Origin of the sequence: Streptomyces sp. NPDC088707, from assembly GCF_044752725.1 — a bacterium.
Taxonomy (GTDB): Bacteria; Actinomycetota; Actinomycetes; order Streptomycetales; family Streptomycetaceae; genus Streptomyces.
Genome location: NZ_JBIVLV010000002.1, coordinates 725,528 through 746,164, shown reverse-complemented (window position 1 = coordinate 746,164; position 20,637 = coordinate 725,528). Strand labels below are relative to the sequence as shown.

Annotated in this window: 17 protein-coding genes and 1 pseudogene; 12 read left to right on the top strand and 6 right to left on the bottom strand. The window is 75.2% G+C overall.

Annotated features, from left to right (window positions below):
- Nucleotides 1-138: 138 nt before the first annotated feature.
- Nucleotides 139-705 carry a hypothetical protein gene (locus tag ACIP84_RS10695; RefSeq protein WP_401797047.1) on the bottom strand — a complete coding sequence of 189 codons (567 nt, stop codon included), beginning with the start codon at nucleotides 703-705 and terminating at the stop codon, nucleotides 139-141.
- Nucleotides 706-840: 135 nt separating this feature from the next.
- Between ACIP84_RS10695 and ACIP84_RS10690 the strand changes: the two genes are divergently transcribed.
- Nucleotides 841-1,374, top strand: coding sequence for an AAA family ATPase (locus ACIP84_RS10690; protein WP_355966847.1), 534 nt, complete (start codon nucleotides 841-843; stop codon nucleotides 1,372-1,374).
- A 75-nt stretch (nucleotides 1,375-1,449) separates the two neighbouring features.
- Here ACIP84_RS10690 and ACIP84_RS10685 read toward each other — a convergent pair whose 3' ends face one another.
- The 3 genes and pseudogenes from ACIP84_RS10685 to ACIP84_RS10675 all read right to left on the bottom strand — a co-directional run bounded on the left by ACIP84_RS10685 (nucleotide 1,450) and on the right by ACIP84_RS10675 (nucleotide 3,145).
- Nucleotides 1,450-1,743 (bottom strand): hypothetical protein, encoded by a 294-nt coding sequence (locus tag ACIP84_RS10685; RefSeq protein WP_401797130.1) that lies wholly within the window; start codon nucleotides 1,741-1,743, stop codon nucleotides 1,450-1,452.
- A gap of 21 nt (nucleotides 1,744-1,764) precedes the next feature.
- A pseudogene (locus tag ACIP84_RS10680) lies at nucleotides 1,765-2,195 on the bottom strand (enoyl-[acyl-carrier-protein] reductase FabV); the annotation flags it as partial.
- A gap of 239 nt (nucleotides 2,196-2,434) precedes the next feature.
- Nucleotides 2,435-3,145, bottom strand: a complete 711-nt coding sequence (locus ACIP84_RS10675) for an NPP1 family protein (RefSeq protein WP_401797127.1) — start codon at nucleotides 3,143-3,145, stop codon at nucleotides 2,435-2,437.
- 245 nt (nucleotides 3,146-3,390) lie between these two features.
- Between ACIP84_RS10675 and mgt the strand changes: the two genes are divergently transcribed.
- A complete protein-coding gene (gene mgt / locus ACIP84_RS10670; protein ID WP_401797044.1) occupies nucleotides 3,391-4,593 on the top strand; it encodes a macrolide-inactivating glycosyltransferase in 1,203 nt (400 codons plus the stop codon).
- Nucleotides 4,594-4,712: 119 nt separating this feature from the next.
- Here mgt and secD read toward each other — a convergent pair whose 3' ends face one another.
- Both secD and ACIP84_RS10660 read right to left on the bottom strand, forming a co-directional pair.
- Nucleotides 4,713-7,184 (bottom strand): protein translocase subunit SecD, encoded by a 2,472-nt coding sequence (gene secD, locus ACIP84_RS10665; protein ID WP_401797041.1) that lies wholly within the window; start codon nucleotides 7,182-7,184, stop codon nucleotides 4,713-4,715.
- A 147-nt stretch (nucleotides 7,185-7,331) separates the two neighbouring features.
- Nucleotides 7,332-7,739 carry a hypothetical protein gene (locus ACIP84_RS10660; RefSeq protein ID WP_401797038.1) on the bottom strand — a complete coding sequence of 136 codons (408 nt, stop codon included), beginning with the start codon at nucleotides 7,737-7,739 and terminating at the stop codon, nucleotides 7,332-7,334.
- Between the two features lie 204 nt (nucleotides 7,740-7,943).
- On the opposite strand from ACIP84_RS10660, the gene ACIP84_RS10655 reads away from it, so the two are divergent.
- From ACIP84_RS10655 to ACIP84_RS10610, 10 genes are all read left to right on the top strand, one after another.
- Nucleotides 7,944-8,618 (top strand): lysophospholipid acyltransferase family protein, encoded by a 675-nt coding sequence (locus ACIP84_RS10655; protein WP_355966725.1) that lies wholly within the window; start codon nucleotides 7,944-7,946, stop codon nucleotides 8,616-8,618.
- 168 nt (nucleotides 8,619-8,786) lie between these two features.
- Nucleotides 8,787-9,536, top strand: coding sequence for a cupin domain-containing protein (locus tag ACIP84_RS10650; protein WP_355966723.1), 750 nt, complete (start codon nucleotides 8,787-8,789; stop codon nucleotides 9,534-9,536).
- Entirely contained in the window at nucleotides 9,533-10,594 is a 1,062-nt protein-coding gene (locus tag ACIP84_RS10645; RefSeq protein WP_401797035.1) for a hypothetical protein, read from the top strand. Before ACIP84_RS10650 ends, ACIP84_RS10645 begins: the two co-directional genes overlap by 4 nt.
- A gap of 107 nt (nucleotides 10,595-10,701) precedes the next feature.
- A complete protein-coding gene (locus tag ACIP84_RS10640) occupies nucleotides 10,702-11,694 on the top strand; it encodes a hypothetical protein (RefSeq protein ID WP_355966717.1) in 993 nt (330 codons plus the stop codon).
- Complete coding sequence (locus tag ACIP84_RS10635; protein WP_401797032.1) at nucleotides 11,691-12,767, top strand: hypothetical protein; 1,077 nt, start codon at nucleotides 11,691-11,693, stop codon at nucleotides 12,765-12,767. The genes ACIP84_RS10640 and ACIP84_RS10635 overlap by 4 nt, the downstream gene beginning before the upstream one ends.
- Nucleotides 12,768-12,810: 43 nt before the next feature.
- Complete coding sequence (locus ACIP84_RS10630) at nucleotides 12,811-13,395, top strand: hypothetical protein (protein WP_401797029.1); 585 nt, start codon at nucleotides 12,811-12,813, stop codon at nucleotides 13,393-13,395.
- 112 nt (nucleotides 13,396-13,507) lie between these two features.
- Nucleotides 13,508-15,283, top strand: coding sequence for an asparagine synthetase B family protein (locus ACIP84_RS10625; protein WP_401797026.1), 1,776 nt, complete (start codon nucleotides 13,508-13,510; stop codon nucleotides 15,281-15,283).
- Nucleotides 15,284-15,316: 33 nt separating this feature from the next.
- A complete protein-coding gene (locus ACIP84_RS10620; protein WP_401797024.1) occupies nucleotides 15,317-16,705 on the top strand; it encodes an aldehyde dehydrogenase family protein in 1,389 nt (462 codons plus the stop codon).
- A 173-nt stretch (nucleotides 16,706-16,878) separates the two neighbouring features.
- On the top strand, nucleotides 16,879-17,754 hold the full coding sequence (locus ACIP84_RS10615; protein WP_401797124.1) for an alpha/beta hydrolase family protein: 876 nt from the start codon (nucleotides 16,879-16,881) through the stop codon (nucleotides 17,752-17,754).
- A 99-nt stretch (nucleotides 17,755-17,853) separates the two neighbouring features.
- Nucleotides 17,854-20,532 carry a LuxR C-terminal-related transcriptional regulator gene (locus ACIP84_RS10610; protein WP_401797021.1) on the top strand — a complete coding sequence of 893 codons (2,679 nt, stop codon included), beginning with the start codon at nucleotides 17,854-17,856 and terminating at the stop codon, nucleotides 20,530-20,532.
- The last annotated feature ends 105 nt before the right edge of the window (nucleotides 20,533-20,637 follow it).

Below are 20,637 nucleotides of genomic sequence, written 5' to 3'. Positions count from 1 at the left end.
TCCCATGGCGGACTTCGGGGTGTCGCGGCAGGTCAGGGGTCCACGGGGGCCCGGCCGTGCGCGCGCACGGCGGTGCGGGCGATGTCGGCTGCCCCGTCCGTCGAATCAGGGGCCCGGCCACGATCCGCCGGACAGGACCTACAGCGGGGCGATTTCCGCCCGGCCGGTCGGGGTGCTTCCGATGCGCGCTGCGAGCCATGCGACGCGGCCGCTGTCGTCGCCCCGGCTCGTGTGCACATGGACCGTGTGGTCCTGTGACAGCTCGTCCTGATACAGGTCCCTGGAGTTCACCGTGAGCGTGAGGTAGGCGTACTTCTGGGAGACGGCCTCCAGCCCCGCCTCGGGAACCTCGGGCCAGGCGTCCAGGTCCCAGCGGACGGACGCGGGGCTGTCGGCCAGGGCGTCGATGAACGGTTCCGCGCGGCCCAGCGGTCGGCTCCAGTCGAACAGACGGATCGGCAGACAGGCCTCCGGGTCGTCCCCCGCCTTCGCGGATCCCTCGGCCCCCTCCCCGAGTGCCCACCATTCGAGGCCGTCGGGCAGCACTTCCCGGACACGCCGGAGCACGTCCGGCGAGTGGATCACCGCCTCGAAGTCCACCTCGGCCCCGTGGACTTCGGCGACCGCCAGCAGGGTGCGCACCGCGCGCATCGCCTCGTCCAGGTCGGGGGTCGTGAGGACGGCGGAGGCCAGGGAGTTGCTCATGGGCCGAGTCTAGGCGCGGGCGTGCGCCCCTCGGCTGTGAATATGCGCGCATGCGGCGGGCGGCGTCGGTGGGGGCACGAGGCCGCCGGGCGAGGGTGCCCGCAGCCTCCTCGGACCGCTAGGGTCGCCGTCGTGATGGTGGGCAGCGCGGAGACCCGGCTCGTGATCCTGCGCGGCAACAGCGCCTCGGGGAAGTCGAGCGCCGCTGCCGGCCTCCGCGAGGAGTTCGGCCGCGGCCTGGCCGTGGTCGGCCAGGACAACCTCCGTCGGGACGTCCTGCGTGAGCGGGACCGCCCCGGCGCCGCGAACATCGGCCTCATCGACGTGACGGCCCGCTACGCCCTGGACGCCGGGTATCACGTCGTCGTCGAGGGCATCCTGTACGCCGACCACTACGGCGCGATGCTCGCCCGGTTGCGCGCCGACCACCGCGGCCCGACCCACGGCTACTACCTGGACGTGCCGTTCGAGGAGACCGTGGCCCGCCACGCCACCAAGCCTCAGTCGGCCACGTACGGCGAGCTGGAGATGCGTTCCTGGTACCGGGAGCGCGATCTGCTGCCCGGCGGTGTGGAGACCGTCGTCGGAGCGGACAGCTCTCTGGCCGAGACCGTCGAGCGCATCATGCGTGACACGGGCCTCGCCGGCCTCCCTCCGCTGGAGCCCTGACCGAGGGAGGAGGGCGACGGCAGCGGAGGCGGGGGTTCCCGACGCCCGCGCGACGGCGGTGCTCGTGGCGCGAGTTCAGGTGGTGGGAGCGGGCCAGGGGACGTCCGTCTCCACGGCGTGGGTGTAGTCGACTCCGGGGACGGAGAAGCCGTGGAGGCGGCGGACCTCGTCGCTGAACCAGTCGAGGTCGGCGAGTTCGGTGATGGTGTCGCTGGTGGCGCCGGCCCAGCGTTCGGTGACGGTGTTCTGCACGGCGGGGTCGAGCTCCCAGGTGTCGAGGCGGACCCGGTCCTCGTCGTCGACGTCGAGGGGGCGGGCGCCGGTCAACCGGTCCCACAGCTGCACCAGTTGGCCGATCGGGGCTGTCATGGCGTCGCCGAGGACGCCGCGCAGCAGCCCGACGTACAGGGCGATGCCGGGGACGGCGGTGGAGGACTGGGTGACGGCGGCGGCGTTGACCGAGGTCAGAGCACGACCGCCCAGGGTCTTGCCGAGGCGCGCGTCCAGCGTGCGTGCGGTGGCTTCCAGATGGGCCTTCGCCGCGCCGATGGTGCCCTGTCGGTAGATCGCCGCGGTGAGCGGCGAGCCGCTGTAGGACAGGGCGGCGGTGGTGAAGCCGTCGGCGAGCAGGGACCGGTCGGCCAGGAGGTGATCCAGCGTTCCCAGTCGGCGCCGCCCATCACCGCCACGGTCTGCTCGATGTCGTCGCCCTCGGCCGGCGCCGTGGTGACGTCCTTGACCTCCGGGGCCCCGTGCTCGTCGAAGACGAGCGTCTTGGTGGTGTGGGGCGAGCCGACCGGCTTGAGGACCGAGGCGTACACCTCGCCGGTGTCCGGATCGGTGCGGCGCGGCGCGGCGCGGCCACCGAGTAGAGCAGGTAGTCGAGTCGCCAGTCTGCGGTCGCGCGGACGAGCGTGGTGATCTTGACCTGGCACAACGATGCGCAGCCCGGCTTGGAGGGTTTCCACGGGTCCCGGCGGGCCGGGAACGACCGGGGCCGACAGGCCCAGACCGGCCTGTCGGCCGCCGGCCGCCGGGGACTCGCGCAACCCCCGCCGGGTCAGGCGTACGGGTCGAAGGGGATGCCGGCCGGCTTGGCCTTGGCCAGGTGGGGGGCGAAGTTGCCGTCCTTCAGGCCGAACACCGCGCTGCCGAAGTTGGCCTGGCTGAGCTTGTCGCGCAGGCCCGCCGGGTAGCCGTTCCAGCCGACCAGGCTCGGGAACTGCCAGGTGTGCTGGTGGTTCTCCGGCGGCTCGTCGTTGGAGTTGGCGGGGCGGAAGCAGTGCGTGCCGATGCCGTCCTTGTGGTAGACGACCTTCGGGTGGGTGCCGTCCCAGCGGATCGCGTCGCGGCCGTAGGTGTTGAAGTTGCCGTGGGCGGACGTGGAGACGTACTGCGCCTGGTTGTTCTGTACCCAGACCACGACGTGTTCCCAGTCGTGGCGGTGTCCCCCGAGGCCGCTGCCGATGACGGCCTGGTCCTTCTCGAAGTACAGGCCGTAGAGGATCGCGCACCAGCCGTTGTTGCACTTGGCGCGGGAGTAGCCGTTGGTCTGGGTGAGGTCCCAGGAGTCACGGCACTGACCGTTGAGGGCGCCGGACGGGTTGAGCCCGCCGTTGACGGTGCCGTCGGGTCCGATCGCGGCGGTGGAGTAGCAGCCGTCCGTGTCGTAGTCGTAGGCCGGCTGGAAGGTCTGCTCCAGGCCCTCGGCGTTGGCCGGGAGCGGGGGAGGCGGTGCGGCGAAGGCGCTGCTGGGCAGGGCGATGATCATCGTGAGGGCGGCGGCGAGGGCGAGCGCGCCCCTGGTGGCGTACACCTGTGTCTTCACTGTGTCCCCTGGGTCGGGCGGCATGATTCGACAGGCGTCATCTTGGCATGGACAGCTCATCCCAGGTGGGCTCGACCATGAACTCAGGGCGTCGCGACCGGGACCGGCCGCCCAGACCGCACACGGCCGGGCCCGAGGTCGGACCAAGCGACTAGACGAGACGTATCGTCTCATCTAAGGTGGTCGTCATGACCACCACCGCGTCTCCCGCACACATCGCCATGTTCTCCATCGCCGCCCACGGCCACGTGAACCCGAGCCTGGAGGTGATCCGCGAGCTCGTCGCGCGTGGTCACCGCGTCAGTTACGCCATCCCCCCGTCCTTCGCCGAGAAGGTCGCGGAGACGGGGGCGACGCCCGTCGTCTACAGCTCGACCCTGCCGACCGACGACGACCCGGACGCCTGGGGGACGGAACTGATCGACAACCTCGAACCCTTCCTGCACGACGCCGTGCAGGCACTGCCGCAGCTCGCCGAGGCCTTCGCCGGGGACGCGCCCGACCTCGTCCTCCACGACATCACCGCCTACCCGGCCCGCGTCCTCGCCCACGACTGGGGGGTACCGGCGGTCTCGCTGTGGCCGAACCTCGTGCCGTGGGAGGGATACGAGGAGGAGGTCGCCGAGCCGATGTTCGCCGAGCTCAAGGCCTCACCGCGCGGCAAGGCGTACTACGCGCGGTTCGAGACCTGGCTCGCCGGGCACGGGCTCGACACCGACCCGGACAGGTTCGTCGCCCGCCCGCGCCGCGCGCTCGTGCTCATCCCGAAGGCCCTGCAGCCGCAGGCCGACCGGGTCGACGAGTCCGTCTACACCTTCGTCGGAGCCTGCCAGGGCGAGCGCGCCGACCAGGGCGGCTGGCAGCGGCCCGCGGACGCGGAGAAGGTGGTTCTGGTCTCCCTCGGCTCCGCCTTCACCAAGCTGCCCGGGTTCTACCGGGACTGCGTGGAGGCGTTCGCCGGGCTTCCCGGCTGGCACGTCGTCCTCCAGATCGGGAAGTTCGCGGACCCGGCGGAACTGGGCGACCTGCCCTCCAACGTCGAAGTACACTCCTGGGTACCCCAGTTGGCCATCCTGCGGCAGGCCGACGCCTTCGTGACGCACGCGGGTGCGGGAGGCAGCCAGGAGGGCCTGGCCACGGCCACGCCCATGGTGGCCGTTCCGCAGGCCGTCGACCAGTTCGGGAACGCAGACATGCTCCAGGCACTCGGCGTGGCGCGGCACCTGCCGATGGACGAGGTCACCCCGGAGCGGCTGCGGAAGGACATGCTCGCGCTCCTCGACGACCCCGAAGTGGCGCGCCGGGCCCGGCAGATCCAGGAGTCGATGGCCCGCGAGGGCGGCACACGCCGGGCCGCCGACCTGATCGAGGCCGAACTCGCCGGGTCGTGATCCGGGGCGACCCGTCGGCCCTCGTACGGGGGACGGTACGAGGGCTCCCTACGGCCCGGGTGACAGGTCGCCGCCGGTGCCCGAGGAACTCCGGACACAGCGGCACCGGTTCGCCCGGGTCAGACCACCGCGCCCGAGTGGTCCCGGTCCGCGCCGGCACCTCCCGCCCGGTGCCGCCTGCCGAAACCGGAAGGACCGCCCGCGGCGCCGGTCGCCGCCGGTGCCGGGTTCCCGGTCTCCAGGGCCACGGCCAACGGCATCGCCGTGAACACCGTGGACGCCATGCCGAGCACGACCCCGGCGAGCAGCGCGACGGAGAAGTCCGTGAGCGAGTCGCCGCCGAGGACGGCGAGCGCCACCAGGACGAAGAGCGCGCCCATGCCGGTGTTGACCGTACGGGGCAGGGTCTGGGCGACGGCCCGGTCGGCGAGGTCCGCCAGCGGAACGCCCCCGCCGCGCCGCCGCAGCTCCCGCAGCCGGTCGAGGACGACCACCGAGTCGTTGACCGAGTAGCCGACGACCGTCAGGAGCGCGGCGAGGAAGACGCTGTCCACCGGCTTGCCCAGCCAGGCGAACAGGCCGATCACGAGCAGCACGTCCTGGGTCATGGCGGCCACCGCCGCCGTCGCGTACGTCCAGCGGAACCGTACGGTCAGATAGAGGAGTTGGGCCGCGACCGCCAGTCCGAGCGCGAGCAGGGCGTGGGTGCGCAGCTCGCCTCCCAGGCTGGGGCCGATCAGGTCGTCCCGCTCCACCTCCACCGGGCCCGCGACCCGGGTGAGCGCCTCCCGGATCTCCCGCTGCTCGCCGTCGCCGCTCTCCCGGACGCGTACCGACACGTCACTGTCGCCGGTCGTCTGGACGACGGCGTCGGGGAAGCCCGCCTTCGCGATCGCCTCGCGCGCCGCGTCGGCGTCGACGGGTCGCTCGGCCGTGTACTGGACGACCCGGCCGCCGGTGAACTCGACGCCGAACTCCACGCCCCGGACGCCGACTCCCGCGAGGGCCACCATCAGGAGTCCGGCGCAGGAGAGCAGCCAACGGCGCCGGTGGGCCATCAGGCGCGGCACCCGGCGGGTCAGCCGGGTGCGCAGCCGGCCGAGTCCCGCCATGCCGGTGACCGCGGGCCGCCGGCGCACCACGGGCAGGCGCAGGGTGAGGTCGGCGAGCAGACGGGTGATCACCATCGCGGTGAGGAGGGAGGTCACGACGCCGATCGCGAGGGTCACGCCGAAGCCCTTGACGGGGCCGGTGGCGAAGACGAACAGCAGGCCCGCCGCGAGGAGGGTGGTGACATGGGAGTCCGCGACGGCGCTCCACACCTTGCCGAACGCCGTCGTCAGCGGCCGCCGCAGATCGCGGCCGGTCGCGGCCCGGCCCAGTGCCGCGTACTCCTCCCTCGCCCGTTCGAAGACGAGGACGTTCGCGTCGACGGCGATGCCGATGGCCAGGACGAATCCGGCGAGGCCGGGGAGGGTGAGCGTGGCGCCGAGGGCGACCACCGCGGCGTACGAGATCAGCCCGTAGAGGAGGAGCGCGGCGGTCGCGAGGATGCCGAGGAGCCGGTAGACCACCATCACGAAGAGCCCGGTGCAGGCGAGGCCGATCACGGCGGCCCAGGCGCTGGCCCGGATCGCCTCGGCGCCGAGCGTCGGTCCGACGGTGCTCTGCTCGATCGTCGTGACGGGGACCGGCAGGGCGCCGCCCTGGACGAGGGCGGCGAGGTCGCGGGCGTCCTGGCCGGAGAATCCGCCGGTGATCTGCGCGGAGCCGCCGCCGATGCCCGAGCCGCACGGGACGCCGGTCTGCATGGCGGGCGCGGAGACGACGCGGTCGTCGAGGACGATCGCGACCCTGCGGGCCGGGTCTCCGGGCGCGGCGCAGGCGGCGGCGCCGGTCAGCCGGGCCCAGGTGTCGGCGGCGCCGTCGCGGAAGGAGAGGTCGACCGTCCAGCCGCGGCCGCTCGTGGTGTCGAGCACGGCCTCGGCGCGCTTGACGCCGTCGCCGGTGAGGACGGGTGCCGCGAGGTCGAGGAAGCGGCCGGGCGCGTCGGGGTCGGCGAGGACCCGCGCCGTCCCGTTCTTCGCGCCCGGTCCGGCGGACCCGCCCGGGCGGTCCGAGGCGGCCGGTCCGGCCAGGTGGTCCGAGCCGGCCGGTCCGCCCAGGTGGTCCGAGCCGTTCGAACCGCCTGATCCGTCCGATCCGTCCGATCCGGCCGATCCGGCCGGGCGCTGCGCCTCGCCCGTGACGGCGTGGAAGGTGAGCTGGGCCGTACGGCCGATGACCTCGGCGGCCTGGCGCGGGTCGCGGAGTCCGGGGAGTTCGACGACGATGCGGCGCTCGCCGGAGCGGGCGAGCGAGGGTTCGGCGACGCCGAGCCCGTCGACGCGCTTGCGGAGCACCTCCAGGGCGCGGTCGGTGGCCGCGGCGTCGGCGCGGGCGGTGGGCCCGTCCTCGGTCTGGAGGACGATGCGGGTCCCGCCGCGGAGGTCGAGTCCGAGGCGGGGCGGGGTGGTCAGGGTGATCCAGAGGGACAGGGCGACGACGGCGAGCGCGAGCAGCGCGCGCCAGAAGGCGGAACGAGAGGACACGGTTACTCCACGGGCGGCGCACGGCGACGGCGCGCGTCCACGCGGAGGGTGGCAGCGCGCGCCGGCCGTGCCGGACGTACGGGTGGATCCGCGTCGTGGACCGGTCCGAGGGCATGCCGAAGGCCCGGACGGCGACGCGGGGGAACGTCAGCTGTGCCGGGCGGAGGGAGGACCGCGAGGGGCCCGCGGGTCGTGGGCCGTGCCGGGCGGCGCGCGCTCCTGGCGGGGGTCGCCCGCGAGGACGCCGCGCGCCGGGAGGAGGAGGTCGACGGGAACGGTGGCCGTGCCCGCGGGCGTGACCGGGATCCGCACGGGGTTCTCGACGGCGGCGGGGAGTCGTACGACGGCGGTGGGCGCGAAGTGCGGCTCGGGAGCCGTGGCGCGGGGTCCGGCGCCCTGGGACGCGGCGGGCGCCAGGGTCCTGGTCGGAGCCGGGCCGGCCGCGGCCGTGTGGTCCGTCGGCTGCGCCGTCCACGCGGGAAGGACGAGGAGGGACCAGACCGCGCAGAGCATCGCGGGCAGGAGGGCCGCGAACTGTCGCGTCGGACGTCCCACGGTCGTCTCCCCCTCTCTCTCCCGCGTGCACCGTTCCGGCTGTCGAGCCATCAGCGTAGACCGCCCCGCGAGGCCGCCGGCCACCGCGCCCCGCACTCACGGCCTTTGGGTACGGGAGCTGAGTACGCGTGCTCATGTGAGGGGACGCCCGGTCTCGCACGATGAAGGGGTCAGCGCCTCGTCCTCGGAGCCAGGGGGCCCCTCGTGCTCAGCCGTCTCGCCGCCCGCGTCGTCCCGTTCTTCGGACGACTGACCGTCACCGCCGATCCCGGGGCACGCCTCGAACCCGGCAGCATCCTGGTCGTGAACCACACCTCGACGGCCGACCCGGCACTCGTCCTCGCCGCGCTCCGCAAGCGGCTCGCCGTCGAGCCGGTGCTGCTCGCCACCGCGGGGCTGTGGCGGATCCCCCTGCTCGGCCGGGCCCTGACCCGCGAGGGCCATGTGCCCGTCCACCGCGGCTCGGCCCACGCCGCCGCCGCCCTCGACCACGCGGCGGTGGCGCTCGCCTCGGGGCGGCACGTGATGCTGTACGCGGAGGGCCGCATCCCGACGCGTCCGGACTCCGCCGAGAATCCGCCGGAGGCGTTCCGTACGGGGCTCGCTCGGCTCGCCGAGGCCACGGGGCGTCCGGTCGTGCCGATCGGTCAGGCGGGGGCCCGGCGGATCACGTCGGGCGGGCGCGTGAAGCAGATCGCCGGTGTGCTCACCGCGCCGGTCCGCAGGCCGTGTCTGCACGTCCACATCGGGGCGCCGCTGCGGCTTCCCGCCGATGTGACCGTCGCGACGGAACTGGCCCACGGCGCCGTCACCGCGGCGTGGCGGACGGCCGCCGGGGCGCTCGGCGAGCCGGCGGCGGCGGCGGACCGGCGACTCTGAGCGGGGACGCGGGGCCCCGGCGGAGGGACGCGGGGCCCGGCGGAGGAGCGGGCGTTCATCTCCGGGTCCCCCGAGAGTGGCCCCGAGGACTCCCGTTGTCACCGATCAGCGCTCTACCATGCGGTGGTTGTGCGTGAGCACGCACAACGGGCGTCAGGGGGAGGCGCGATGGCGGTACGACCCGTACGACAGGTACGAGCGCAGGACCGGGTACCGGACGACATACCGGGCCGGGTGCCGAGGAATCTGCCCGGTGGAGTGGAGCTGTACCACCTCAGGCCCGACGGCGGCATTCTGCTCGCCGACCGGGAGGGCAGCCGGGAGCTCGGACCCGAACAGGAGTTCCTGCGGTTCATCGACGACGGGCAGTTCGCCCACTATCTGGTCGGGGACGCCGGCACCTCGCCCGAGCGGCCGTCGAACGCCACCGTCAAACTCGGGGTCGTGGGCCCGCGCAGCGCCTTCACCCCGCACGCGCACGGCGGCGAGCACTTCGTCCTCAGCCTCGGCCACGCCTCCTGCGGGCTGTACGACGAGGCCCGCGGGCGCGTCACCGACGTCCCGCTCGCACCGGGCATGCTGATCAGGATCCCGGAGATGATGCCGCACTCCTTCGCCAACCGCGGCGACGCCCCGCTGACCATCCTCGCCGCGAACACCGGCTACGGGATCGACCACGAGGACTACGCGATCACCGCGGCCGAGGCCGAGCGGCGGGCCCAGTCCCCCGGCGGCTCGTCCACCGGCGGCCGGACCGCCCTCGCCGCCGAGCCCGTCACGGACTACCGGGCCCTGGCCGCCGAGCTCCGCGACATCGAGCGCGCGCAGCGGGTCCACGGCATCGCCGCCACCACGGTCCGCGAGCGGCTCGCCGCCCGGCTGCGCCGGGTGGCCGCCGCACTGGAGGTGCCCAGGTGATCTGTCCGCACTGCGAACGCAACCTGCTCCGCAAGGAGCGCACCGGCAACCGCTGCACCCACTGCAAGCGCTCCTACGCGCTGGACCCCAAGACCAACCCGCTCAGTCTCAACGACCTCCGGGTCCGCCGGATCGCCAGCGCCCTCACCGACGGGGGCCGGATCGCGATCGTCCCCGACCAGCTCTGGTACGCCCTCTCCCGCAAGCGCCTCCGGGACAGCGACTTCGGGCAGGGCTGCATGGGCGCGGCGTTCGTGGCGGCCGGCTTCGTCACCGTCATCGCCTTCTTCGGCGAGGTACCGGCGCTGCTGATCGCCTCCGCCGCGCTGCTGCTCGTCGGCCTGGGCATCTCGGTGGCGCGGGCCCTGGGCGCGGGCAAGGGCATCCCGCCGGTCGCCCGGGAGGCCTTCCCCGCCCTGGTGCTCTCGCCCTGGCGGTCGGTGTACGGGGTGCTGCCGCCCGGTGTGCTCGACACCGGTCGGCCGTCCGGCGGCGGCGCGGCGGACCCGGCGGGTGCGGCCGGCACCACCGGTGTGCTGGTCTGCCCCGACCGCGCCGTCGTCGCGTTCCTCGTCGCCGACGGACTGCCCGCCCGCCACGGCCTCGCGGTGGTCCGGAGTCCCGCGGAGGCCGCGGCCGTGCCGTCGAAGGGTCCGGTGCTCGTGCTCCACGACGCCGACGCGGACGGCGAACTGCTCGTACGCGGCCTCCGGGACGCCCTGCCGGGTCGGACGGTCATCGACGTGGGACCGCCGCTGCGCACCGTGCGGGCCCTCCCCCAGGCCGTTCCCTACCGGGACCCGCGGCGGAGGCCGAGCCCGGCGGACCTGCGGATCCTCACCGCCCTGGGGACGTACACCGCCGAGGAGCTCAAGTGGCTCGGGCAGGGCTGGCGGTTCCCGCTCGTCGGACTGCCGCCGGCCCGGCTGCTCTCGGTCGTCGACCGGGTCGCGGGGCAGGTGTCGTACGGGGCCGACCCCGACCGGCGGCGTGCCGCGGACCTGGGATTCCTCACCTGGCCCGAGGCCACAGGACCGGACCTGGCGGGTGGCCGGTGATCTGCCCGCACTGCGCCGCCCAGCTGGCGGCACGGGAACGGACCGGGCAGACGTGCTCGCGCTGCGAGCGCCGGTTCGCGCTCGACCCGAAGGTCCACGGCCGGGGCATGCACGATCTCCGGATCCGGCGGGTCGCCGAACGCGCCACCGACGACGGACGTCTGAAGGTGACCCTCACCCAGTTCTGGTACCTCTCCCGGGTGTCCACCCACCTCTGGGACGCGAAGCCCGCACGCGGGATCCGGCCCGGCGTCCGCTGGCTGGTCGCCGTGCCCCTCGCCCTTCTCCTCCTCGTCGGCGGCAACCTCGTCCACGGCGTGGCGGGCGCGATCGGCGTCACCGCCGCGATCGTCGTCGTGGTGGTGGCGTCGTCCCTGCGGTACAGGCCCGCCGCCAGGGCCTGGTGGAGCATCACCCCCTCGGAGTCGGCGTTCCGGCAGGCGATGACCGGTCCCTGGCGAAGCGTGTACAAGCGGCTCCCACCGGGGGTGGTGGACGACGACCCGCGCACACCCGCACCCCGTGAGTCCGCCGGCGGCCGCCGCGGGGCCGTCATCCTCTGCACCGACCACGCGGTCGCCGTGTTCCTCCGGGCCAACGCCGTCCCCGAGCGGCTGAACGCACGGCTCGTCGAGGCCGACCCGGCCACCGCGCACGAGGCGCTGGCGGACGTGCCCGCCGGGCTCCCCGTGGTGGTGCTCCACGACGCGAGCGCCCTGGGGGCGCTGCTCGCCCCGCTGCTGCGCCTCGCCCACCCCGGCCGGGTGGTGGTGGACGCCGGTCTGCCGGCCTCCGCGGTCAGGACCCGCCGGGGTGCCGTGCACCGGATCTCGACCACGTCCACGGTGGACGCCGCGGCCCTCCGGTCCGTCGCGGGCCTGTCCGAGGAGGACGCCGCGTGGCTGGCCGGGGGCCGCTGGAGCCCACTCGCCGCCGTTCCGCCGCCCCGCCTGGAAGCGGTCGTCACGGCGGCCGTGGAGCGGGCCCTGTCCGCCCGCCCCGCCGAACTCCGCTCCACCGACGGCTTCCTGACCTGGCCGGCCGAGGCGCCGGCGCGGGCCGGCGCCCCGTCCCGTACGAAAGGCACCACGGCCGGATGAGCCAGCGACACCTCCCGCCCCCGCGCTCCGGGCCGTCCGCCGGAACAGGGCAGCCCGCCGGGACCAGCCGGACCGCCGGCGCCGGCCAGGCCGCCCGCACCGGCGGTCGCCCCTCCCTCGGGCTCGCCGCCCGCACCACGATCGGGGTGGTCGACCGGGCGATCACCGCCGCCGCGGCCCGTGCCGGAGCACCCGGCGGGCTGCGCTTCACCGAGCGCCAGCTGTACTACGAGACCTGCCGCGTCCTGAGCCCCGGCTCGACGCTCCTGAGGGGCCGGGTCCCCGGCACCCCTGCACCCGTCCTGCGACTGTCCGTGTTCACCCGTGCCCTGGAGGTTCGGGGCCGGGAGGCCGTACCGGGACTGCTTCCGCCGCTGCCCGAGTCGGCCGCGCGGGGGGAGACGCCCCGGTCGCGCGAGCCGTCCGAGTCGTCCCAGTCGTCGGCGTCGACGGCGGCGGCATCGGCGACGCCGACGTCCGGATCGTCCATGTCGTCGGCGGCGGATTCCTCCGAGCCCGACCTCTACGACTACGGGCTGCCCCGGCTGCTGATGTGCCAGGACCGGTCGATCGCCGCAATGCTGCTCGCCAACCACGTCCACCTGGAAGCGGCCTGCCCGGTGTTCGCCGCCGCGGACGCCCTGCCGCTCGACCCGGGACTGCTCACGGCCCTGCGGCGGGCCGAGGGCGCCACCGTGTACGTCCTGCACGACGCGAGCCCGGCCGGGCTCGCGTTCCCCGCCCTCGTGCGGTCCGGTCTCGGGCCGGTGCCCGGAGTGCGGGTGGTGTCCCTCGGCCTGGTGCCCCGGCACGCGGCCGCCCTGCGTCTGCCCACCGGCCGGGGCCCCGCGCCCGGTCCCGCCGGCCTCGCCGCCCGGCCGGCCGCCCTGCGGCCACGGGAGGCCGACTGGCTCGCGGAGGGACGGTTCGCCGAGGTGGCGGCCGTGCCCCCGGACCGGCTGCTGCGCACGGTGCTACGCCTCACGCGGGGGCCACGACCGCCGCGCGACTCCCTGTGGAGCGGCCTGCGCGGACTGCGCGGAACCGGCTTCATGACCTGGCCCGCCGCGTGACCCGTCCCGGCGCTCCCTCCCACCGACCCGAGGTACGCACACCATGAACCGTCCCGAAGAGATCGGCTACGCGGACGAACTGCTCGCCGACGGCACCGTCCACCGCCGCTACGAGAACGGCCTGGAGGAGTGGCGCCGCCGCACCTCCGGTCACCCGCACCTCGTGCACTGGCACGACAACCGCGGCGCCTCCGGCACCGACGAGCTGCTCGGCGACCGCATCATCAAGCGCAGCCTCGCCGACGGCACCGTCACCTACGCCCGGGACATCGGCTACGGCCGCACCCTGTGGGCGCGCGGCGAGAAGGTCCTGGTCAACCGGAGCTCCTTCGGCGGCCGGATGGGCGTCCTGCTCGCGGGGCTCGGGGTGGCGACCCTCGCCATCACCGCCGCGCAGCTGCCGCCGCTGAGCATGTCCCCCGAGCAGGAGGAGGCGCTGCGGCAGCAGCAGGCGCAGGCTCAGCAGTCCGGCGGAGGAGGCGGCGACAGCGGTGGCTCGGAGCACTCCGACGACGGGGCGGAGGGGCCCGAGGGGTCGGGGTCCGGGGACGGTACCGGCGACGGGAACGACTGGGACGCGAACTGGGACGGCGACGGGGACGCCTGGAACGACGACGACTTCGGCTGACCGCCCCGGGCGCAGGTCGCGCCCCCGGCTCCCCCGGCGCCGACCTCGCACCGGCGCCGATCGCCCACCCGCACCGCAGCACGACCGGCAACACCAGGAGAAGGAGCAGTTCGTGGCACGTCTGAGCGCCTGTCTGGCCGCCACCACCGGGCGGGCACGCGGCCATCTCGACGCGATGGGCGCCCTCGGCCCCGACCGTGTCCCGGTCGAGGTCCCCGGCGCCGAGCTGTCGCTGCTCCCCGGTGAACACGGCCGCGCCGAAGGACCGTTCACCGCGCACGGGCGGACGGCCGTCGGCGAGGTCACCCTGCACAACCGCCCGGTGCTCCTCGCCGCGCTCGCGGAGCGGGCCGCTCCCCCGCCGCCCGACTGCCCGGACGGCGAACTGCTTCTCCACTGCTGGGCGTTGCTCGGTGACGCGGGGGTGGCCCTGGCCGAGGGAATGTTCGTGCTCGCCGTGCTCGACGGCCCCGACCTGGTCCTGATCCGCGACCACGTCGGCGCCCGCACCCTGTTCTACGCGCGGGCCGACGCCGCCTGGGCTGCCTCCACCTCGCTGCGCGCGCTGCGCCGCTGGCCCGCGCTCGGCACCTCGATGAACCTGTCCGCGGTCCGCTCGTTCCTCACCTTCGCCTATCTGCCCGGTGAGGAGACCCTGCTGACCGGCGTACGGGAGGTGCTGCCCGGCCGGGTCCTCCGGCTGCACCGGGACGGGACGTCCACCGAGACCGTGCACTGGGAGCCCCGGGAACAGATCGAGGACCCTCGGCCGGACGACCCGGGCGGCCATGTCCTCGCGCTGCGGGGGCTGTTGGAGCGGGCGACGGCGAGCCGGCTGCCCACCGCCGAGCCCGCCGCCGTGCTCCTCTCCGGCGGGATCGACAGCTCCCTGGTCACGGCGCTCGCGGCGAAGCTCCACAGCCACCCGGTGCACACCTACTCGATCAGCTTCGGCGACGACCTGCCGAACGAGCTGGGTTACTCGGGTCTGGTGGCCGCGCACTGCCGCACCCGCCACCGGGTCCTGAACGTCTCGGGCGCGGCCGTGGCCGCACGTCTCGCCGAGGCGGCCGCGCTGCTCGACAGCCCCGTCGGCGATCCGCTGACCGTGCCGAACCTGATGCTCGCCGAGGCCGTGGCCGCCGACGGCGCCTCCGTGGTCCTGAACGGCGAGGGCGGCGACCCCGTCTTCGGCGGCCCGAAGAACCTGCCCATGCTGGTCCAGGAGATGCACCGGACCCCGGGCGCGCCCTGGGACGAGGACCGGGCGACCGCGTATCTCCGCTCGTACCGCAAGTGCTGGACGGACCTGCCGGACCTGCTGACGGCGCCGGCGCTCGACGCCCTGCGGGACGCCCCGCCCCTGGAACGGCACGTGGCCCCCTATCTGACGGCCGCCGGCGGCAGCCCGTACCGGATGGGGCACCTCCTCAACCAGCTGCTCCACTGCAACCTGCGGACCAAGGGCGCCCACCACATCCTCACCAAGGTGGAGCGGCTGACGTCCTCGCAGGGGGTGGAGGGCCGTTCGCCGCTCTTCGACCGGTCGGTCGTCGACCACGCCTTCGCGACCCCGCCGTCCTTCAAGCTCCGTGGTACGGCGGAGAAGTGGATCCTCAAGGAGGCGGTACGCGACCTGCTCCCGGGCACGGTGGTCGACCGCCCCAAGAGCGGGATGCGGGTGCCGGTCCAGCAGTGGCTGACGGGCCCGCTCCGCGACCTCGGCCAGGACCTCCTCCTCGGGCCCAGGTCTCTGCAGCGCGGCCTGTTCCGGCCGGAGACGGTCCGGTCCTGGCTGCGGGGCGAGGGTGCGCTGCTGCCCCGGCAGGGCGGCAAGTTGTGGCTGGTCCTCACCCTGGAGCTCTGGCTGAGGTCGTACGACGTGTGAACCCGCACCACCCCGATGGACGAGAGGCCCCGCATGACCAGCGACGCAACCGGCTCCCCCGCCGAGACCGAACTGACCGACCCCCGTACCGGGGCGCCGCGGGGTACGGCCCTGCTGTCCCGGCTGCCCGAGGTCGGGGCCGCCGTGGCCGGCGCGCGTGCCGCCCTGCCCGGCTGGAGCGCCCTGACGCCCAGGGAGCGGGGTCGGCGCCTCGACCGGCTCGCGGGTCTGGTCGAGGACCACGCGGCGGAGTACGCGGCCCGCGAGGGGGCCGGGACGGGCAAGCCGGAGTCGGAGACGGCGGGCGAGATCGAGCAGGTCGCGGACCTGTTCCGGTTCTTCGCGACGGCGGCCAGGACCCGTACGGCACCGGCGGCGGGGCTGCTGGTGGCGGGCCACGAGAGCTGGGTGCGCTGGGAGCCGGTCGGTGTGGTGGGTGTGGTCGTGCCGTGGAACTATCCGCTGCTGATGGCGGCCTGGCGGTGTGCGCCCGCCCTGGCGGCCGGCAACACGGTGGTGGCGAAGCCGGCCGAGACGACCCCGGACAGTCTGGAGCTCCTCGCGGAGCACGCCGGGCTCGCCCTGGGCCCCGGGGTCCTCGCGCATCTCCCCGGCGACCGGGAGACGGGCCGGCTGCTCGTCGAGTCGGCGGTGGACATGGTGGCGTTCACGGGCAGCGGCCGGGCCGGGGCGGACGTCGCGGCCCGCGCGGGCACGCGGCGGGTGAGTCTGGAGCTGGGCGGCAACGCCCCGGCGATCGTCCTCCCGGACGCGCCCGCCGACACCTGGGAGTCCCTCGCCGACGCGGTCACGTACAACGCGGGGCAGAGCTGCGCCGCTCCGGCGCGGGTCATCACCCTGCCGGAGAACTACGAGGCCGCCGTCGCCGGGCTGACGGAAGCGATGGCGGCCCGGGTGGCAGGGCGGGACTTCGGTCCGCTCAACAACGCCGACCAGGCGGAGCGTTACGACCGTCTGGTCGCCGCGTCCGACGCCAAGCGGGACATCGTCGGTGAGATCGCCCCGGCGCCGGGCGAGGAGGCGGGTCACTGGCGCCCGGCGCGAGTGCTCGCCGACCTCCCGGACGACGACCCGGCGGTCACCGAGGAGGTGTTCGGCCCGCTCCTCACCGTGCAGCGGGCCGACGGGGTGGAGGCGGCGCTCGCCCTGGCGAACGGCGTGCCGCAGGCCCTGGCCGCGAGCGTGTGGACCACCGACCTGACGACCGGCCTGGAACTGACGGCCGCGCTGGACGCGGGCGAGACCTGGGTCAACTGCCACCTCGTGCAGACGGCGGAACTCCCGCACGGCGGCCGCGGCGCCTCCGGCCACGGCACCGACCTGAGCGCGCTGGCACTCCAGGAGTACCAGCGGCCCAAGACGGTCACGGTCCGGGTGGCACGCCGGGCAGACACCCCCTAGATCCTGTCGTACCCCTCGGCGAAGACCGGCGATTCTGCCGATGCCCGTGGGACGTGGCGCCCGGACAGTGGCCGGGCCAGTTCACGGCGTGGCCGCCGCCCGGACGTCCGGGCGGCGGCCACCCCACGACACGAGAGGACGACTCCGTCGTGACACGACACCTCGGCGCGGCCATGGCCGCCGCCTGTCTGACCCTGCTGCTCGCCCCCGGCGCACAGGCCGCCGGCTCCGCTCCCGCGAGCACGGCGGCGGCCGCGGCCGCGGCCAATCCGTACGAGCGCGGCCCCGCGCCCACCCAGTCGAGCATCGAGGCGCTGCGCGGCTCGTACACCGTCGGCGAGACGGCCGTCTCCTCGCTCGCCGTCAGCGGTTTCGGCGGCGGAACGATCTACTACCCGACCTCCACGAGCGACGGCACGTTCGGGGCCGTGGTGATCTCGCCGGGGTTCACGGCCTACCAGTCCTCGATCGCGTGGCTCGGGCCCCGGCTGGCCTCCCAGGGCTTCGTGGTGTTCACCATCGACACCCTGACCACGGTCGACCAGCCCGACAGTCGCGGGCGGCAACTCCTGTCGGCCCTGGACTACCTGACCCAGCGGAGTGCCGTGCGGGGCCGCGTCGACGCGAGCCGGCTCGGTGTGATGGGGCACTCGATGGGCGGCGGCGGCACGCTCGAAGCGGCCAAGAGCAGGCCGTCGCTCAAGGCCGCCGTCCCTCTCACCGCGTGGAACACGGACAAGACCTGGCCCGAGATCACCACGCCCACGCTCGTCATCGGCGCGGACGGTGACACGATCGCCCCTGTCGCCACCCACTCCGAGCCGTTCTACGAGAGCCTGCCCGGCTCCCTCGACAAGGCGTATCTGGAGCTCAACGGCGCCACGCACTTCACCCCGAACTCGTCGAACACGACGATCGCGAAGTACAGCCTCTCCTGGCTCAAGCGCTTCATCGACGACGACACCCGCTACGACCAGTTCCTGTGCCCGCTGCCCCGGCCGAGTCTGACGATCGACGAGTACCGGGGCACCTGCCCGCTCGGTTCCTGACGCTCTGTGCACCGTCACAGAGCCCGGTTCCCGGGTCTGGGCCACTGCCCAGCCCCGGGAACCTTCCGCCGTTCCGTACGGCTCGGTAACGTGACCGCCGTGAGCGGAGCGACGCACCCCGCCGGCGGCCCGCGGCTCTACGACCGCGCGGCCGAACTCGCCGCCGTGGCGCGCCTGTCGGCCCGTGCCGCAGCCGGACGCGGCGGCGTCCTGTTCGTCACCGGCAGCCCCGGCGAGGGGCGCACCGCCCTCCTCCACCGGGCGGCACACGACTTTCCCGGTACGGCGTACCGGGTCGCCGCGCCCCACCACCGAGGCCCCTGGAGCGCGGCACGGGCGCTGTTCACGGAGCTCGCCCCCACCCCGGCGGCCGCGCGCCGCGCACTGCGGCTCGCGCGCGGCGAGGGCGGGCTCGCCAGGGCCGTGGCCGCCCTCGCCGCCGAGAGGGAAGCCGTGCTGATCTGTGTGGACGACCTCCATCTGTGGGACGCGCATTCACGGGCCGCCCTCGCCGCGGCCTGGCAGGAGACCGGCGGGCGCAGGCCGGGCCGGGCGGGGTGGCTGGTGTCGGCCGCGCGCCATCAGCGGCTCCCCGAGGTGCCGGGGGCGGAGACGGTGCGGCTGGGCCGACTGACCACGTCGGGGGCGCGGGCGCTGCTCGACGACCTGTGCCCGCCGACCGCGCCGGCGCCGCCGGTCGGGGAGCGGCTGCTCGACGAGGCGGCCGGGCATCCCGGCGTCCTCGCCGCGGCGGTACGGCGGCTGACCACGCCTCAGCTCGCGGGGTCGCAGCCGCTGCCGCGGCCGGTGGTCGACGACACGGTCCTGGCCGAGGTGTACGGAGGACTCCTGGAGCGCCTGCCCGCGGCCTCCCGCCGGCTGCTCGCCACGGTCGCCGTGGTGGCCCTGGCGGGCCGCGCGGGAGCCGGGGCCGGCGGGGCGAGCACGGTGGCGTACGGGGTCGGTGGCGTCGGCGGGTCGGCGCCCGCCGGGGCGCGCGGGGCGCGTGCCTCGGCCGACCCGCTGGAGGGGCTGGTCGCGGACGGGCTGCTGCGCCGTCGCAGGGGCGGGGCGATCGGCTTCGACGACCCCTTCCTGGGGCGCGCCGCGCTCGCTTCGGCGCGGCAGCCCCGGCGGGGCGGGATCCGCGCCCCCGGCTCGTCCGGAGGCGTCGCCGCGGCGGTGTCGGTGGACGGCCCGGCCTCGGGCTCGGCGCCCTCGGCGGACCGCCCGGCGGCGGGTGCGGCGCTCGCGCGGGGCGAGGGTCATCGCGCCGACCGGCTGGGGCCGTCCGCCGCCGTGCGTGCGCTCTCGCCGCTCGCCCGGGGCCGTGCCCAGCTGGTCCGGGGGCTTGCGGCGCTGGCGGGCGGCCCGGTCATGGACGCCCATGAGGCGCTGCTCCAGGCGGCGGAACTGCTGCGGGGGCGGGCGCCGGTGGAGGCGTCCGACGCGCGGTTCCTCGCGATGGAGGCGGCCTGGGCGGGCGGCGACGTGGCGGCGTGCCTGGCCGCTCTCGACGGTGGTGAGGACGTGCGGGGCCTGGAACGCGACTTCGCCGACGGGCTGAGCGCCGCGTTGACCGTACGACTGGACGACGCTCGCACGGCACTGGCGCGGGTGGTCGCGGGAGACGGGGGCGCGGACGATCCCCGGTTGCTCCTTCGGGCCGGGGCTGCCGCGCTCGTCCTCGGCGACACCGCGGCGGCGGCCCGGATCCACGCCCGCGCGCTGGTCCGGGCGCGGGCGGAGCACCGTACCGCCCTGCTGCCCCACGCGCTCGAACAGCTCGCGTACGCCGAGCTGCGGGCCGGACGGTACGGCCGGGCCGCGCACGCGGCGCGGGAGGGGCTGCGGACGGCGGAGGCGACGGGCCAGCACAACGTGGCGGCCCATCAGCACGCCGTACTGGCGCTGGTGGCATCGGTGAAGGGCGACGGGACCGCGGTGGCGGAGCACGCGGGGCGGGCGCTCGCGACGGCGGGGCCGCACGGGCTCGTGCAGGCCGCGACGCTCGCGGAGTGGGCGCTGGCGCGGGCCGAACGGGGCCGGGGGCTGGCCGCCCAGGCGGCCGCGCGGCTCGTCCCGTTGGTCCGGCCCGGTCCCCGGGGCGGTCATTTCGCGCTGCGCATGCTGGTGGTCCCCTGCTTCGTGGAGACCGCGGTCGCGGCCGGCCGGGACGCGGAGGCCCGGGACGCGGCCGAGGAGTACGCGGCCTGGGCCGCGCTGGGCGTCGACGGTCCCGCGCAGGCGCAGTTGGCACGCTGCCGGGCCCTGCTCGCGGACGGCGAAGCGTCGGCGTACTGGTTCCGTGAGGCGGTGCGCCGCCACGACAGCTGCGGGAACGACTTCGAGCGGGCCCGCACCCTCCTCGCGTACGGCACATGGCTGAGGCTCCGCCGAAGGCCGGGCGACGCCCGCGGTCCGCTGCGCGACGCCCTCGTGACCTTCGAGCGGGCCGCCGCCGAGGGCTGGGCCGAGCACGCGCGCTCCGAACTCCGTGCCACGGGAGGCGCGTCGGGCGGGGCGCAGGACCCGGCGGCGGGTCGCGGCCTGACCCCGCAGCAGCAGCGCATCGCCCGCCTCGTCGCGCGGGGCGCCACCAACCAGGAGGTCGCCGACCATCTCTCCCTCAGCCCCCGCACCGTGGACCACCATCTCCGCGGGGTGTTCGCCCGGCTGGGGATCCGGTCCCGTGTCGAGCTGCCGGGCGTGGTGGACGGGTGGGACGCGGACCGGGAGGTACCGGCCTCGGCCACCGCGCGGCCACCGGGGCGGTGACCTGGCCCCGGCCCCCGGCCCCCGGCCCCGGGCCCCGGGTGACGGGTGACGGGTGACGGGTGACGGGTGACGGGTGACGGGTGACGATGAGGGGTGATGATGAGG

Bases quoted from the DNA above. Each gene is read 5' to 3' on its own strand.
- ACIP84_RS10635 (WP_401797032.1), top strand. From the start codon at position 11,691: ATGAGCCAGCGACACCTCCCGCCCCCGCGCTCCGGGCCGTCCGCCGGA.
- ACIP84_RS10640 (WP_355966717.1), top strand. From the start codon at position 10,702: ATGCACGATCTCCGGATCCGGCGGGTCGCCGAACGCGCCACCGACGAC.
- mgt (WP_401797044.1), top strand. From the start codon at position 3,391: ATGACCACCACCGCGTCTCCCGCACACATCGCCATGTTCTCCATCGCC.
- ACIP84_RS10650 (WP_355966723.1), top strand. From the start codon at position 8,787: ATGGCGGTACGACCCGTACGACAGGTACGAGCGCAGGACCGGGTACCG.
- ACIP84_RS10675 (WP_401797127.1), bottom strand. From the start codon at position 3,145: ATGATCATCGCCCTGCCCAGCAGCGCCTTCGCCGCACCGCCTCCCCCG.
- ACIP84_RS10695 (WP_401797047.1), bottom strand. From the start codon at position 705: ATGAGCAACTCCCTGGCCTCCGCCGTCCTCACGACCCCCGACCTGGAC.
- ACIP84_RS10690 (WP_355966847.1), top strand. From the start codon at position 841: ATGGTGGGCAGCGCGGAGACCCGGCTCGTGATCCTGCGCGGCAACAGC.
- ACIP84_RS10615 (WP_401797124.1), top strand. From the start codon at position 16,879: ATGGCCGCCGCCTGTCTGACCCTGCTGCTCGCCCCCGGCGCACAGGCC.
- ACIP84_RS10685 (WP_401797130.1), bottom strand. From the start codon at position 1,743: ATGACAGCCCCGATCGGCCAACTGGTGCAGCTGTGGGACCGGTTGACC.
- ACIP84_RS10620 (WP_401797024.1), top strand. From the start codon at position 15,317: ATGACCAGCGACGCAACCGGCTCCCCCGCCGAGACCGAACTGACCGAC.
- ACIP84_RS10630 (WP_401797029.1), top strand. From the start codon at position 12,811: ATGAACCGTCCCGAAGAGATCGGCTACGCGGACGAACTGCTCGCCGAC.